Origin of the sequence: Thiorhodospira sibirica ATCC 700588 (assembly GCF_000227725.2) — a bacterium.
Taxonomy (GTDB): domain Bacteria; phylum Pseudomonadota; class Gammaproteobacteria; order Ectothiorhodospirales; family Ectothiorhodospiraceae; genus Thiorhodospira; species Thiorhodospira sibirica.
In genome coordinates, this window is sequence record NZ_MU255056.1 from 817563 (window position 1) to 832830 (window position 15268).

General features: G+C 51.2%; 17 protein-coding genes. 13 read left to right on the forward strand and 4 right to left on the reverse strand.

What is annotated here, in order from left to right; genetic code table 11:
• Positions 1-311: helix-turn-helix domain-containing protein (locus THISIDRAFT_RS03935; RefSeq protein WP_246585320.1), on the reverse strand; the 311-nt coding region annotated here is incomplete at its 3' end.
• A gap of 331 nt (positions 312-642) precedes the next feature.
• On the opposite strand from THISIDRAFT_RS03935, the gene THISIDRAFT_RS03940 reads away from it, so the two are divergent.
• The 11 genes from THISIDRAFT_RS03940 (at position 643) to THISIDRAFT_RS03990 (ending at position 10726) form a co-directional block, all read left to right on the forward strand.
• Positions 643-1194, forward strand: a complete 552-nt coding sequence (locus THISIDRAFT_RS03940) for a glycosyltransferase family protein (protein WP_006787621.1) — start codon at positions 643-645, stop codon at positions 1192-1194.
• A 20-nt stretch (positions 1195-1214) separates the two neighbouring features.
• Entirely contained in the window at positions 1215-1439 is a 225-nt protein-coding gene (locus THISIDRAFT_RS03945; protein ID WP_006787622.1) for a hypothetical protein, read from the forward strand.
• Between the two features lie 148 nt (positions 1440-1587).
• Positions 1588-2061, forward strand: coding sequence for a heparinase II/III family protein (locus THISIDRAFT_RS15295; RefSeq protein WP_472910297.1), 474 nt, complete (start codon positions 1588-1590; stop codon positions 2059-2061).
• Positions 2010-2855 (forward strand): heparinase II/III domain-containing protein, encoded by an 846-nt coding sequence (locus THISIDRAFT_RS03955; RefSeq protein ID WP_006787623.1) that lies wholly within the window; start codon positions 2010-2012, stop codon positions 2853-2855. Before THISIDRAFT_RS15295 ends, THISIDRAFT_RS03955 begins: the two co-directional genes overlap by 52 nt.
• Before the next feature lie 895 nt (positions 2856-3750).
• Complete coding sequence (locus THISIDRAFT_RS03960; RefSeq protein WP_006787625.1) at positions 3751-4671, forward strand: aldolase catalytic domain-containing protein; 921 nt, start codon at positions 3751-3753, stop codon at positions 4669-4671.
• A 767-nt stretch (positions 4672-5438) separates the two neighbouring features.
• Positions 5439-6182: a 3-deoxy-manno-octulosonate cytidylyltransferase gene (locus tag THISIDRAFT_RS03965; RefSeq protein WP_006787627.1), complete on the forward strand. Its 744-nt coding sequence runs from the start codon at positions 5439-5441 to the stop codon at positions 6180-6182.
• A 399-nt stretch (positions 6183-6581) separates the two neighbouring features.
• The gene (locus THISIDRAFT_RS03970) at positions 6582-7448 is read left to right on the forward strand and encodes a hypothetical protein (RefSeq protein ID WP_006787628.1); all 867 of its coding nucleotides are present in this window, start codon (positions 6582-6584) and stop codon (positions 7446-7448) included.
• A gap of 177 nt (positions 7449-7625) precedes the next feature.
• On the forward strand, positions 7626-8222 hold the full coding sequence (locus THISIDRAFT_RS03975; protein WP_006787629.1) for an HAD family hydrolase: 597 nt from the start codon (positions 7626-7628) through the stop codon (positions 8220-8222).
• 41 nt (positions 8223-8263) lie between these two features.
• Complete coding sequence (locus tag THISIDRAFT_RS03980; protein WP_006787630.1) at positions 8264-8935, forward strand: alginate lyase family protein; 672 nt, start codon at positions 8264-8266, stop codon at positions 8933-8935.
• A gap of 37 nt (positions 8936-8972) precedes the next feature.
• Positions 8973-9587 (forward strand): type II toxin-antitoxin system VapC family toxin, encoded by a 615-nt coding sequence (locus THISIDRAFT_RS03985; RefSeq protein WP_174269472.1) that lies wholly within the window; start codon positions 8973-8975, stop codon positions 9585-9587.
• A 428-nt stretch (positions 9588-10015) separates the two neighbouring features.
• A complete protein-coding gene (locus THISIDRAFT_RS03990) occupies positions 10016-10726 on the forward strand; it encodes a hypothetical protein (protein ID WP_006787632.1) in 711 nt (236 codons plus the stop codon).
• 355 nt (positions 10727-11081) lie between these two features.
• On the opposite strand, the gene THISIDRAFT_RS03995 is transcribed toward THISIDRAFT_RS03990, so the two are convergent.
• From THISIDRAFT_RS03995 to kdsB, 3 genes are all read right to left on the reverse strand, one after another.
• On the reverse strand, positions 11082-11336 hold the full coding sequence (locus tag THISIDRAFT_RS03995) for a hypothetical protein (RefSeq protein WP_006787633.1): 255 nt from the start codon (positions 11334-11336) through the stop codon (positions 11082-11084).
• Positions 11337-11538: 202 nt separating this feature from the next.
• Complete coding sequence (locus THISIDRAFT_RS04000) at positions 11539-11727, reverse strand: hypothetical protein (protein ID WP_006787634.1); 189 nt, start codon at positions 11725-11727, stop codon at positions 11539-11541.
• 555 nt (positions 11728-12282) lie between these two features.
• Positions 12283-13038, reverse strand: a complete 756-nt coding sequence (kdsB, locus tag THISIDRAFT_RS04005; protein WP_006787635.1) for a 3-deoxy-manno-octulosonate cytidylyltransferase — start codon at positions 13036-13038, stop codon at positions 12283-12285.
• 201 nt (positions 13039-13239) lie between these two features.
• Between kdsB and THISIDRAFT_RS04010 the strand changes: the two genes are divergently transcribed.
• Together THISIDRAFT_RS04010 and THISIDRAFT_RS04015 are read left to right on the forward strand one after the other, a co-directional pair.
• Positions 13240-14661, forward strand: a complete 1422-nt coding sequence (locus tag THISIDRAFT_RS04010) for a form I ribulose bisphosphate carboxylase large subunit (RefSeq protein ID WP_006787636.1) — start codon at positions 13240-13242, stop codon at positions 14659-14661.
• A 116-nt stretch (positions 14662-14777) separates the two neighbouring features.
• A complete protein-coding gene (locus THISIDRAFT_RS04015) occupies positions 14778-15137 on the forward strand; it encodes a ribulose bisphosphate carboxylase small subunit (protein WP_006787637.1) in 360 nt (119 codons plus the stop codon).
• The last annotated feature ends 131 nt before the right edge of the window (positions 15138-15268 follow it).

Here is a 15268-nt window from a genome sequence, read left to right on the forward strand (position 1 = left end):
GTCTCGACCGAGAGATGATGACCATGGCGCTCGGCCAGCTTTTCGCAGGCCAGGGTGGGGCCAAAGTCGGTGTAGTGCGTCTTGACCAAGGCGAGCACCTCCTGGCGTACTGTCTCGGCAATGGCGTTATTGGGACGTCGGCCACGGTGGCCACTGCGTAGCCCTGTCGCCCCATGCTCACGATAGCGGCGAACCAGGCGCTTGACCTGGCGCACGCTCAACCCCAGGCGCTGGGCCGCCTCGGCCTGCCGCAGATGCTTGTTCGCCACCGCCTGAATCATCTCTAGTCGGTCAATTTCTTTGTGACTCATCGTAATGTGCTCCTTCGTCATGCGTGCCCCTCCCGCTTAAATATAAAGGGGACATTTTAGAATTGGACGAAGGGGACATTACTGCTTTGGGCTAACAGGGTGGTATGCTGCACCTTGACATCCTCCCCGCCCTAAAGGACGGGGATTCCTAACCTCACGATCAGGATTTTCTGCTTCGCCGAGACCTGCCAAATGCCTCAAAGAGACACCGGACTTACAGTTTCTCCACAGACTAACCCCGCCAGCCCGGCGGTTAAAATAAAGATAGCATCCATGTATAAAGAGAGCAAGCTACCAAAGAGGAGGCGTCGGAAACAGGAGCACGCTTTGCGTGCTGCGCTATCCCTCCTTGGCCTTGCGGCCGGGGTTTCCCGCGCAAACTGATGAAGCGAAGAGCCGTGCCCTGCTGGAGCAGGCCGATGTGATCTTCTGCGAATGGTGCCTTGGCAACCTTAAGTGGTATTCGCATAACAAGCAGCCCCACCAGCGATTGGTGGCGCGTTTTCACTTGCAGGAGCGCGAGCTGCCCTACGTGGCCGAGTCGAACTGGGACAATATCGACCATATCAGCTACGTCAGCGAGTTTATCCGGCGGGAAGGGCAGAAAGCCTTCGGCTTTCCCTTCGAGAAGACCTCGGTAATCCCCAACCTGCTGGACGAGAGCAAGTTCACGCCCAAGAAGAAGACGGGAGATGCCCGCTACACCTTGGGCATCATCGGTGTGGCCCCGGCTCGCAAGCGTCTAGACCGTGCCCTTGACCTGCTGGAAGAGGACGATCACTACTGTCTGCGGGTGAACGCTGGACTACGGCTGGCTGCTCAAGCGCGAGGACGAGCTGGCCTACTATCGCAACGTCTCCGAGCGCATCAACAGCAATCCTAAGTTGCGGCATAAAGTGCTGTTTGACCCCCCCCGGTGACGACGTCAACGACTGGTTCACCATGGTGGGCTTTATTCTCTCGCCGTCAGACTTTGAATCCTTCTATATGGCCATTGGCGAAGGAATGCTGACCGGCGCGATGCCGATCATCTGGGACTGGGATGGGGCGGCGGAGATATGGGGTGAAAGATTTGTTATAAAAAAACTAAGTGAAGCGCTCTCAGCGGTGAAAAGGCTACTCCGTTAGGAGGCAATAGGTTTGAGGTGTTGGAAAATAATTCTTCGAAAAGTGTGGCGGAGAGCTGGGGTGATATAATTGGGGCAAGTAAATAAGTGCAGTTAAAAAAGTAGAAGAATTTGAAGCAGTTGGTTTTTTCCCCGTAAAGCGTCCGGACATTCCTCCCTACCGAATGTCGAAGCCATTTGACTGGCGGGTTGATCCTTATGATGACTCCAAATGGTGTTTTCAGCTGCAAACATTGCGCTACTTGATGATCTATCATTCTGCATACAGAGAGACTGGAAATGAGGAGTATTTTCTTTCACTGATTGACTGGTTTGGAGACTGGTGGTCATCTGCAAAATCAATTCCCGGTTTCTATACATGGCACGATATGGCGACGGGCATAAGAGCTGAGAAAATACACCAGCTGGCACAAGAGATTAAGGCTTCGGGGATAAAAAAGCCGGTATGGTTTGATGAAATGATCCAAGCACATGTAAGGGTGCTTAGAAAGAAAGGCTTTATCAGACTAAATCACAACCATGGATTGTATGCAGTTCATGGGCTTAGGTGTTTAGCAGAGCACTTAGGCCCGTGTATGAAAAAAACGTACTTAGTTATGCGCACTCTTGCTTTGAGAAGATAATTAAAAACCAGTTCGATAAAAAATATGTTCATAAAGAGCATTCGCCACATTACCATCACCTGGTGTTAAAATCGCTTAAGGGCTATAGAAAGACGGGGCTTTATGATTCGCTAAATGTTTTAGATGAGTATATTGAAGGTGCTGAAAAAGTCGCCCAAAATCTTTACTTGCCTGACGGAAGAGAAATACCCTTTGGAGATACTGATAATCAAGAGCCTCCAGGGCCTGTATCTTCAGCATGTTCATGCGAAAAGAGCCTATGGCGCGAGTCAGGATATACTGTATATAAAAAGTTAGAGTCTTATTCGTGCAGGACAAACTCATATAACAGCAATGTTCACAAGCATTGGGATAACCTTTCTGTGATTTGGGGTGAAAAGGGGTTTGATATATTAGTAGATCCCGGTAAGTATAAGAATTCCAACGATGATCTGCGAAAGAGGGTGTTATCCTCTTTGTCTCATAATACATTAAATTTTGATAATTGGGGCTGGAGTAGTAAAAATATAGTTAGAGGCAGCATTTTTTCTGAGGCACATATAGAAAATGATAGGCTAAAGGTGATGGCTGAGCTGGGTCTGAAATGTGGAAGTGATTTTTTTAAGTTTTCGAGAAATTTACAATATCAGACTGGGAAGTTGGCTGTAATCGATAGTTGTATTGGGTGTGATGATAGGTCAGTGGTTTACAGTATATTTAATTTCCATAAAGAGTTTTACGTGGCTTTAGAATCGCCTAAAAGTCTCGTTTTAAGTAACGGAATGATTGATGTTGTAATGTCTTTTCCCTTTTAGGCGAGAAGGTTGATGAGGATGTTTTTCCAGACTTCGCTGTTGGTAGCGTGCCTATATCCTATGTATAAGGGAGTTGTGAGAACTCCTTGCCTGTAAAAGTGATTAATCCACTGCTTTCTGAAGTTTTACTGGAGGTCAGTAATGCATCCTATTGACCTATATAAGAAGTATATATTTTATTCCAAAAGATCTTTGGGATCTAGAGAAGTTAAAGAAATATGTAGAGAGATTCTCAGCTCGGATGGTTTGCCGATTGAGGTCAAGGCATCCACCTACTCTGTGTACTTATATAAGTCACTGGAGCTTATGGAAGGGGAGGAGTAAGCGCCTGTTGATAGATCTCTTGTGCTAAGTGAGCTAAGGGATGTTTTTCTTGAAATGCCTGAATAGGTGCTGGTCAAAAAAGGTGTGAGAGAAGATCCGTATCAGCTCTATTTATCTGTTATAAATTCGGGCTGGCACTATGATTTGTTTTTCAATAAAGGTCGAGAAATAGTGGTTGAGAATATCTTGAATGATTCTTCTATTTTTTTAGATTTTCTTCATTAAAACCGTCTTATTCACTCAATACGTTTTCTACTCATTTGATGCTTTCGTACTCCCTTTATTCAAGTTAGCTTTATCAAGAACAAAGAGAATTGCCTATAAAGTCTCTGTCTTTATTTTCCGAGACTGTTCGTAGCATTGAGTCGGATGCTAGGGTGCTTTCCTCACACATCGGAGATATAAGCAAGGCTGCTTTAACTCTTGAGTGCATACAGGCAGGTGTGGAATGGATCGACAATGTGAGATTTAGAAGGGATCGATGGAATCCTGACTATGTCGTAAGGGTTATGTCTAGAATTAAGGCGAAAGATTTTCCGGAAGTTAAAAATGCGTTAGTTGAGGTCATTAAGTGAAGAGTTTTTTGTTGAGAGATGTTTCTGTATTTGTTGACTGTACATTCCGCGACGGTGGCTACTACAACGCCTGGGACTTCTCTCCCGAACTGATTCACAAATACCTCGAAGCCATGCAGGCCGCCAGGGTGGATGTGGTGGAGCTGGGCTTCCGGACCCTGAAGAACCAGGGCTTTCAGGGCGCCTGCGCCTTCACCACCGATGAGTTTATCCGCAGCTTGACCATTCCCGCGGGTTTGACCGTGGGGGTGATGGTCAACGGCAACGAGCTGGTGGGTGAAGTGCCCCAGCAGGAAGCGTTGGAGCGGCTGTTCCCCAACGCGGCAGCGGATTCACCGGTGGATCTGGTGCGTATTGCTTGCCACGTGCATGAGTTCGAGAAGGCGCTACCGGCAGTCACCTGGCTGAAGGAGCGTGGCTATCAGGTCGGCTTCAACCTGATGCAGGTGGCGGATCGCACCGAGGAAGAAGTGAAGGCGCTCGCCCGCTTGGCCAAGGCCTACCCGATGGATGCGCTCTACTTCGCCGACAGCATGGGCAGCATGAGCCCGGATCAGGCGGCGCAGATCATCCAGTGGTTCCGCAGCGAGTGGAAAGGCCCCATGGGTATCCATACCCACGACAACCTGGGCCTGGCGCTCTCCAATACTCTGCGGGCGCTGGACGAGGGCGTGACCTGGGTCGATTCCACCGTCACCGGCATGGGCCGCGGGCCGGGTAATGCCCGCACCGAAGGAGCTGGCCATCGAGATCGCCGAGCGGCGTGGCAAATCGGTCAATATGGTGCCGCTGATGGTGCTGCTGCGCAAGCACTTCAAGCCCATGCAGGCCCACTACGGTTGGGGCACCAACCCCTATTACTACCTGGCGGGCAAGTACGGTATTCACCCCACCTATATCCAGGAGATGCTCAGTGACTCCCGCTACAGTGAGGAAGACGTGCTGGCGGTGATCGAGCACCTGCGGGTGGAGGGCGGCAAGAAGTTCAGCCTCAACACCCTGGATGTGGCGCGTCACTTCTACCGTGGCGAACCTACAGGCCAGTGGTTACCCAAGGAGCGCTTTGCCGGGCGCGAGGTGCTGCTGCTGGGTACCGGGCCGGGCGTGGCGCGTCATCGTGAAGCGCTGGAGCGCTATATTCGCGCCAATAAACCGCTAGTACTTGCTTTGAATACACAGAGCGCTATTGATGCCGAGCTGATTGACCTTCGGGTGGCCTGTCACCCAGTGCGTCTGCTGGCGGACTGCGACGCTCACACGCGCCTGCCTCAGCCGCTGATCACCCCGTACTCTATGCTGCCGGCGGATGTGCGCAACTCGCTGGGCGAGAAGCAGGTGCTGGACTTCGGGCTCAACGTCCAGGCCGATAGCTTCGCCTTCGAGGCAGAGCACTGCATCCTGCCGACTTCCCTGGTGGTGGGCTATGCCCTGGCGGTGGCCACCAGCGGCCAGGCCTCTCGCATCCTGATGGCCGGTTTCGACGGCTACGGCGCCGACGACCCGCGCAGCGGCGAGATGCACCAGCTGCTGGAGCAGTACCAGGAGGCCGAGGGGGCGCTGCCGATCACGGCGATTACCCCCACCCGCTACGGGCTGCACAGCGAGTCGGTATACGCGCTCTGAGCCGCTTGCAGGTTCATTGTCATTGAGCGTTTCCTTTCAACATGACGAACAAGAGGCCGCTATGCGTAGTGTGGTCATGATTCCCGCCCGTTATGGCTCCAGCCGCTATCCGGGCAAACCGCTGGTGCCCCTGTTGGGCAAGCCGATGATCCTGTGGGTCGCCGAGCTCTCCGCTCGTGCCGTCGGGGCTGAGAACGTTTATGTCGCCACCGAAGACAGGCGTATCGTCGAAGTGGTCGAAGCTGCCGGCTTTCAGTCGGTCATGACCACCGATGATGCCCTGACCGGCACCGACCGCTTGGCTCAGGCCGCCGAGCAGGTCGAGGCGGATATCTACATCAACGTCCAGGGTGATGAACCGCTGGCCGACCCGGCCGATATCCTGAAGGTGCGCGACGCCAAGCTGGCCTATATGGACGCCATCATCAATGGCGTTAGCTGGGTGGGCGATAACGAAGACCCGCACAGCGTCAACATCCCCAAGGTGATCACCAACGAGCGCGACGAGCTGGTCTACATGTCGTGGGTGGCCCTGCCGGGCTTCAAGGACGCCAAGTGCGCTCCCAAACGCTACAAGAAGCAGGTCTGCATCTACGCCTTCACCCTTGAGGAGCTTGCCGCGTTCCGCGCTTTCGGCCGCAAGAGCGAACTGGAGCACGCCGAGGATATCGAGATCCTGCGCTTCCTAGAGCTGGGCAAGACCATCCGCATGGTAGAAACCCAGCCCGGTAGCCTGGCGGTGGATGTGCCTGAGGATGTAGAAAAAGTCGAGGAGGCCTTGAAGCGGATGGTGAGAGAAATATAGATACTAAAATCACTTTTTGTTGACTTATACGGAGATGACGGGCGTGACATTATCACGCATACGGCGCAGGCTATTAACTTCGAAGCCTTAGATGTTCTTGGCAATAAAGTGAAGCTTGAAGGGGTTGATCAAGAATTTATTTCTAAGGCGAAGTTTAGAAATGGCGCATTTGGTTTTCAAGAGGTGCGAGCGTTGACAGAGGTAGAGCCATATGCTTGGGAGGGAATGGCAGCTTATGAGATAGAGTTTTACAAGCAAGTGGATCGCCTAGAGTGAAGCCATCAAGCTGAAGAGTACCGTACGCGTTACGAATTTTATAAATATTCTGTAAAATATTTTTATGCACAGATAGTGAGGCGCGACTATGACTTTGTTTTTATGTCTAATGTGCCCCACTTGATGTACGACATTTTAATCTATGGCTTGTGTAAAGTCCTTGGTGTGCCGGTTTTTTATTTCTACAGGACGCCGATAATAACAGATAATTTTTTCTATCTGTATTCCTGCGATAGTTTGGGGGAGCATCGCGTGAATGAGATGGTCAGTCGTCAAAAGGAGTTTTATTCAGCAGCGGAAGTTGACTGTGAGGTGGCTGAACAGATTGTTTCTTCCTGGAAAAGTGTTTTTGATCGAAAGGAGAAAAGCCTTTACAGTCCGGCAAAGCTTACAAGTTTAATAGCGCAGTCCAGTGAGTACTCTAATAATTTTAATAAAAAAAGTAATAAGCGCTGGGGCGGGATTTCCTATCTACCGACAGAGAAGCGGACTGATGAAGAAGTGGGGCGAATGAAAAAAAGCTCTGCTTTCTTGCAGTCTGTTTATGACTCAATAAGTGTTCAGCCAAATTTGAAAAAGAGTTTTATATATTTTCCTTTTCATATTCAGCCTGAGGCCACTAGCCAGCCCTTGGGAGGCATATTTCAAGATCAGTCACTCGCTGCTTTGTTGCTGGCAGAACGTATTCCTTATGATTGGTTTGTCTACGTTAAGGAGTTTCCTAAGCAGGGCGGATTTCACAGGATGGTGAGTTTCTACGAGGAGTTAGCCCAGCATCCAAAAATAAAGCTAATATATAGAGGGGCTGATACGTTAACTTTAACGCGATCGTCTCGCGCCGTTGCAACATTGACAGGTACGGTCACATGGGAAGCTTTTTGTTCTAAGAGGCCTGCTATTTTTTTGGTTACACAATCATTGAAGCAGCAAAAGGCGTCTTTAAGGTTGGCTCAAAAGCTGACTTGGATAGTGCTGTTGAGCTTATTATAGAGGGTGGTCTTATTTCAGATAAAGACCTGTTGGCGTTCTCTTATGCCCTTTCTGAGACCTGTTTTAAAGGTTAGCTGGAGCCGTATAAGGTACCAGTGAAGAACTGTGGCTTCAGTCAAGATGAAAATGTTTCTGCCATAGTTAAAGAAATAGTAAATAGAGTCAGCGAGGTAGCAGGTGAACAGTTGTAGCCAATATCAATGCCTTGTCTTCGACTGCGACAGCGTCGTCCTCGACTCCAACAAGGTCAAGACCAAGGCCTTCTACCAGGCCACCTTGCCTTACGGGAAAGCCGCCGCCCAGGCCATGGTTAATTACCACGTCGCCAACGGTGGGGTGTCGCGCTACAAGAAATTTGCTCATTTCCTGGAGCAGATCGCACCTAACATCGCATTTAATTACACCGAGCAGCAGGGCCCCGACCTGGAAGCGCTGCGACAGCAGACCCCCAATGCCCGCTGGCTGATTGTCTCCGGCGGTGACCAAGCCGAACTGCGCGATGTATTTGCCCAACGCGGCATTGCGGAGTGGTTTGACGGCGGCATCTTCGGTAGCCCTGACACCAAGGATGAGATTCTGGCGCGAGAGCTGGCCTCTGGTAACATCCAGCAGCCGGCGCTGTTTCTGGGGGATAGCAAGTACGACTATCAAGCCGCCAGCGCCGCTGGGTTGGACTTCGTGTTTGTGAGTGGCTGGAGTGAGGTTGAACGCTGGGAAGCGTGGGTCAATCAACAGAAAATCAAGAGTGTGGCGTCGCTTTCCGAGCTAGCCTGATGCCTGCTACTTTTTATCGTTACTGGACAGCTTGAGTTGTTATGAATTTAAAGAAAATGGGGGCTGCAGAGCTAGAGCGCTGCGTCCAGAAGAAACTGCAGCAGCTCTCGAATCATTCGGGCAACAAAGCGCTGGGCGAGAAGCTGGTCGTCAATCAGCAGTTGGAGCTGGCTCCCTTCAAGGCCATCCCGTTTTCTGGGTGGGGTGACTGGGAGCAAGACCCGCTCAACAACCGAAGCTGGCAGTGGCGGCTCAACTGGCTGTCGTTTCTGTCTTATCTGATGGCCTACCACCGCGCCTCTGGCGATGAGGCAGTGCTGGATTTTTCTCGGGAGGCGATTCAGTCATGGCTGGATACTTACCTGGAAACGGATACGAGCTACCCGTTTGAGTTTATCTGGCACGACCATGCCACGGCGCTGCGTGCCGAACAGCTGGTGCTGTTTGCCTACTATTGCCGCGAGCACGCCCCCGAGTGGGCAAGCAAGCACGCTGAGCTTCTAACCTATCTGGAGCAGGCGCTGGTGGTGCATGGCGAGTGGCTGGTCAAGGATAGCTTCTACTCCTACAAGGCCAACCAGGTGGAGCCCAGCCAGGTGCTGAGGGTAATATTTAAGGGACGCAGTGGGCTGTGTGTAACTACTCGATTTAGCTTTGCTCTGGCAGAGGAGTGGGTGGCACCGGCCCCGAGTGGGACCCCTCCCCCTGAGTAGCCGCGGGCTGACGTCTCACCCGAGCCGCGACCTGATTGTGGCTGCGCGGCAGGAAGCAACACGCGAATGGTGGGAAAGCCGCAGTGGGAAGTTTTCTGCGTTTTCATCGCAACTCGTGCTCAAGGAGGTTGCTGCCGGTGATCCTGAGGCCGCCATGAGGCGACTTGCCATTTGCCAGCCGCTGCCCCTGTTGCCGATTGATGCAAAGTGTGAAGCACTTGCCGAGAGGCTTGTTTCAACCGGTGCCGTGCCGCCCACAGAGCCGGGGAATGCTCTGCATATTGCATTGGCAACCCTTTCCCAGGTCGATTTTATCGCTACCTGGAACTTTGCGCATCTGGTTGGTCTTGTTGCAAAGTTTCGTTTGCAATTGGCGATTCAGCAACTGGGTTATCCACCGCCAGTTTTGGCGACCCCGAAGAACTTCTGGAGACCCTGCCATGACATTCGCTACCGATATGACGCAACCCCCCCCGTTTCTGGCAACCACAATACAGCGCGCCGTGGCCGCAACGATCCTCTCTTGCAGGAGCTTTGGGCGATCAAGGCAACGATGAATGCAGAATCAGGGTACAGCATTCAGAAACTGGCAGAACAAGCTCGTCAATTTAACCTTGAGGAGACTTTGACCCACCTGCACCACAAAAAGTAATTTAGGTCATTTCTATGAAAAAAAGCCTTCATCACTGTCATCACTGGCCAAGACGGCAGTTACTTTTCTGAATAAAATGGGGAAAATCCAAATTAAGTGCTATAGTAGTGAGAAGTCTTAAGTAAGCAAGTGCGCGAAACCTGATGTCATGCGAAGAAAACCCAGAGTGTCTCTGACTGGACTTCCTGAGCACCTCATCCGGCGCGGAAATAATCGGCAAGTGATTTTCGCCAGCGATGAGTAAATGAAAGCCTATATGACCTAGGTTTATGCAATGCTTTTAGCCAAACCCTGGAATCATCTACTCAAATAGCGGTAGCACCCAAAGCCGCAAGACAGAAAAAATTTAACCTGCTGATAGCGCATAGTTATCTGTTCCAGCCTTTTTGTTGACACTGACAAAGGCTCTGCCCAAACAGCGTGCAATCATGATTCAACGTAACGATATTGAAGTTTCAAAAAATTCCATTAAATTGTTGTATCGTCTTTTTTTGACAGACACGGCACCTGGAATAATTTTTATTATTACTCTTTTGGTAATATTTAAGAATGCTGATTTATTGCAGAACCTGGGACAGATGGAGCAAGTCCTGCTCGGGATTTTTCTGTTTTTACTGGCGACTCCATTAGGGCTTGCCTTCAATGCATTGAGCTATTTTTTATATGATACGCTTGTTATTTATTCTTTGCAGTCATTATTTTATAAAACAAAAGGGTGGCCGCTAAAAGACACAAAAGAAGATTTTTATTTTGAATTGCTCGATAATTTAATTAAAAATACATGCAAACGATTGAAAATAGATGTCAGCACACAAAACAAATATAAAATTTTTAATAAATATAGTAATAAACTATTACATCTTCTTGAAGTTTACCATGAGTCTGTTTACTCCAAAGTAGAACATGCGCACAGTGGGCGAATCTTTTTCCGTTCCTTGTCTTTGCTATTGTTTTTATGGGCTGTCATTTTGCTGGTAAATATAGCGCTTTTTGGTTCAGGCGAGCATGGGTATGCTTATGCTTTAATGCTATTTATAACTGGATTTCTGGCATTATTACTGTCTGCTTTGACTTCATTTCACTTAAATCTAAATATTTTCTACTACAGCTATCTGATTGCCCATAAAAAATGCAATTAAAACGTAACAGATTTATTGCAAATTCACGATCTTTTATTAAAACGCAGCAGTCTTTTGCAACGCTGTTTGCGAATTGATTAGCGCACGGGCTATTGTTTACATTATTATAGCCAGCCCTCTGGAAGTAGCATACCTCAATGTATAATGGATCGCCGAGTTACACTCGGCTGGTCGGGTAACCGGGATATGGATGTAAAACCACCGACTATACACCGACGCTCCGTGATGGCCGGGTAAAACTCGGTGCCCCGGTTGCTGGATGGCCGGGTAAAACTCGGTGCCCCGGTTGCTGGATCGCCGAGTTGCACTCGGCTGGTCGCGGAACATGTCAACCTCCGTTGAGCCAGCTCAAAAATTAAATTGCCTTTTCTATCACCCGTTGCAGGGTCGGGAAGTTGACTCCTTTTTCAATGATCGCCTGATCTGCATCTGCACTCAGGGCGCGAGGTTGCTGAATGTCTTTGCGCTTGCGTCGATGGGGACTAACCGGGCCGCAAAAGTGATAACGATCACGGGCGGCACGCAGGCTGTTGCGACAAAGATCCAGCGCATGACAGGCTTCACGTTCAGAAATATCCGCAGGTAAACGCCCCTCCAGCACCAGGCTCATGACGCGTTCTCTTCGAAGGCTTCCAGTAGCGCCAAGGCTTTTTTTTGGAGTGTCAGGCAGCCGTCTTTGACTTCGATTTGCTTGCGAATTCGCTCTCTTTTTCCAGCTGTTCGATGCGTTTTTGTTCAGCGGTTTTCTTGGACGCAGGGCCAGGAGCTGATTTTTTCAGGCCGTCGACACCCTGCTTGGCTAGTTCTCGACGTCATTGAGCCAGTTGATTGGAATAGCGTTTTTTACGGCGTAGCCGCTGACCTAACTCACTCTGCTTACAGGCATCGGCTTGCTGAATGATGGATAACTTGTATTCAGCACTGAAAGAACGGCGTCCACGTTTTTCCAGCGCGGGATGAGGCTCCACCTTGGGATTAACGCGGGTGACTGGTTTTGGCATTTCTATTCTCCTGGATGCCCTGATTTGTATGTTATCTCAAATCAGTTGGCTCAGACTTAGGTTGACACACAGGGTGCGCATATTTCCAGCGCAAAAAACTCAAAGTCTTTATTCAAGCCAATAGTCGATACGTTGTTGAATGTCGTATAATCGGGTAGCCGGGGTTTTCTCTCCCCCGGCCTCCACAACACCCCGTATGCGGGTTCGCACAGGGCGTTTTCTCCGGAGTTCAAAGGACCCTGCAAACAGGGTGAACTTCAACGCAGGTTACCCAACACATCGCCAAGGCCGTTTCACCCAGTCAGGCGCATGACGTCCATTGAGAAACGCGGGTCTCTCTTGTTGCCAGAGGTTCGGGCCTTCACCGTGTCTCACCCATTACAGTGAACCTTTGGCAGACTATGCCGTCTGCTGACTTTTGCCTCATCATGCTAACCGATAAAGCTGGGCATCATAGACCCGAGACACCGTGCGGTGTCTGGTGCGGGGGAATGACGATCAGCATGCCTTGGCGTGTGGCCTGTTCCACGATAGCATCACTCTCTCAGAACGATGCTATGCGCTGGTGAGTATGGCGCGGACACGGTCAATATCTGCGGGTACGTCCACGCCGGGGCCGGGAATGGCGCAGGCGTTGGGGATATAAATCCGTGCGCCGTCGTGCAGGGCGCGCAGTTGCTCCAGGCATTCAATGGTTTCCAGCGCACAGGCAGGCAGGGCGCTAAAGCGCGTCAGATAGCCGACGCGATAGGCATACAGACCGATATGGCGCAGCGCCCCCACCGGCAGGCCGTCGGGTTCAAGGCTTTGGGAATCGCGGGCGCAGGGAATCGGTGCCCGGCTGAAATATAAGGCGTAGTCGTGTGCATCGCGCACCACCTTGACCACATTCGGATCATGCCACTGTGCCGTGCTGTGCAGCGGGGTGCAGAGCGTGGCCATATCGGCCTGTGTGTGCGTAAGCAAGGCCTGAGCGACCTGACGCACCGCCTCCGGCGGCATTAACGGCTCATCTCCTTGCAGATTGACCACCACGGTGGCCTCGTCCCAAGCATAATACTGCGCCACCTCCGCCACCCGATCTGTACCCGAGGCGTGGCTGGCCTCGGTCATACACACCACCGCCCCAAGCAGCTTGGCATGTTCTGCAATGCGCACATCTTCTGTGGCAATGATCACCTCATCGGCACCGCAACGCTGCGCCTGCTGATACACATGCGCCAGCAGGGTTTTACCGGCAAGCTCAATTAAGGGCTTGCCCGGCAGGCGTGAAGAGGCATAGCGGGCAGGAATTACAATCTTGAAAGACATGGGCTTTTAGATCCTTGGGATGCTTAGTGTTAGCATCATAAGAAAAAATTATGGAATTGATTATATTTTTTTAATTTTATTTATGGAACTTCTTGCTATACTCAACCCAATTTCGCTAGCCTGAGAACTCACACAAGCCTGCGAAATCGCTGTACTTAGCCGTTTAACCTAAAAAATACAACCCGAAGCGGGAGGAATCGAATGGCCGTTAAGACCTATCAAGCAGGTGTAAAGGAATATCGTGAAACGTACTGGGAGCCGACCTATACGCCCAAGGACTCTGACATCCTGGCGGTGTTTAAGATTGTTCCACAGCCTGGTGTGCCGCGTGAAGAAGCGGCTGCAGCGGTCGCCGCTGAATCCTCCACCGCGACGTGGACGACGGTATGGACTGACCTGCTGACGGATCTTTATTACTACAAGGGCCGGGCCTATGCAATTGAAGACGTGCCCGGTGATGATGAGGCGTTCTATGCCTTTATCGCTTACCCGATGGGTCTGTTTGAAGAAGGCTCGGTGGTCAACGTCTTTACGTCTTTGTGCGGTAACGTGTTTGGCTTTAAGGCCGTGCGTACCTTAAGACTGGAAGATGTGCGTTTCCCGCTGTGGTTTGTGACCACCTGCCCAGGGCCACCGCACGGCATTTATGTTGAACGCGACAAACTCAACAAATATGGCCGCCCCCTGCTCGGCTGCACCATCAAGCCCAAATTGGGTCTTTCTGCCAAAAACTATGGCCGTGCGGTATATGAATGCCTGCGCGGTGGCCTGGACTTCACTAAAGACGATGAAAACGTCAACTCGCAGCCCTTCATGCGCTGGCGTGACCGCTTCATGTTCTGTCAGGAAGCCATCGAAAAGGCTGAGATGGAAACCGGCGAGCGCAAGGGCCATTACCTGAACGTCACCGCCGCCACCATGGAAGACATGTACGAGCGCGCTGAATTTGCCAAGGAAATCGGCACCCCGATCATCATGAACGACTACCTAACCACCGGCTGGGCCGCGCATCAGAGCTTGTCCAAGTGGTGTCGCAAGAATGGCATGTTATTGCACGTTCACCGCGCCTTGCACGGTGTTATCGACCGCAACCCCAAACACGGCATCAACTTCCGCGTATTGACCAAGCTGTTGCGCCTGATGGGCGGGGATCACCTGCACTCAGGTACAGTGGTTGGCAAGCTGGAAGGCGACCGTGAGGCCACCATCGGCTGGGTCAACATGATGCGTGAGCGTTACACCAAGGAAGACCGTTCGCGTGGCATTTTCTTTGATCAGGACTGGGGCCAGATGGCGCCGGTGATGCCGGTCGCCTCCGGCGGTATCCATGTCTGGCACATGCCCGCGCTGGTGAATATCTTCGGTGATGATGCGGTATTGCAGTTCGGTGGCGGCACCATCGGTCATCCCTGGGGCAATGCTGCCGGTGCTGCAGCCAACCGGGTGGCGCTTGAGGCCTGTGTCCGTGCCCGTAACGAAGGGGTGGAAATTGAAAAGGCTGGCAAGGAAGTGCTGATTGAAGCTGCCAAATCAAGCCCTGAACTCAAGATTGCCATGGAAACCTGGAAAGAGATCAAGTTCGAGTTCGATACCGTTGACAAGCTGGATATCGCGCATAAGTAGCCCAGGCTTTCGCCGCTTACCCGCGTGATGCTGCCAAGCATGGCGGGTAATTTGGTGACAGCGGCTTTATGTGATGTGTCAACTGAATCTATCAGACCTATTCTGGAGAGTTATTCATGAGTGAAGTGCAAGACTATTCGTCCCGTTTGTCCGATCCGGCCAGCCGCAAGTTTGAAACCTTTTCCTATCTGCCGGAGATGACTCCAGAGCAGATGAGAAAGCAGGTGGAATACATTGTGAAAAAAGGCTGGAATCCGGCGATTGAGCACACCGAGCCGGAACATGCCTTTGATCATTACTGGTATATGTGGAAGCTGCCGATGTTTGGTGAAACCGATGTTGACCGCATCCTCAGCGAGGCAGAGGCCTGTCACAAGGCCAATCCCAACCATCATGTGCGCCTGATTGGCTATGATAATTACACCCAGTCACAAGGCACCGCGATGGTGATCTATCGAGGTCCCATCAGCGTCTGATTCCTGTCGGATCAGGGCCTTGTGCAAAAAACCCCTGTCCGATGCTGGTCAGGGGTTTTTTTTGCACACATAGATGACACTCAGGCAAGCCGCCTTTTCCATCAGCTTTTGGAGGTCGTGCTCACGCGCAC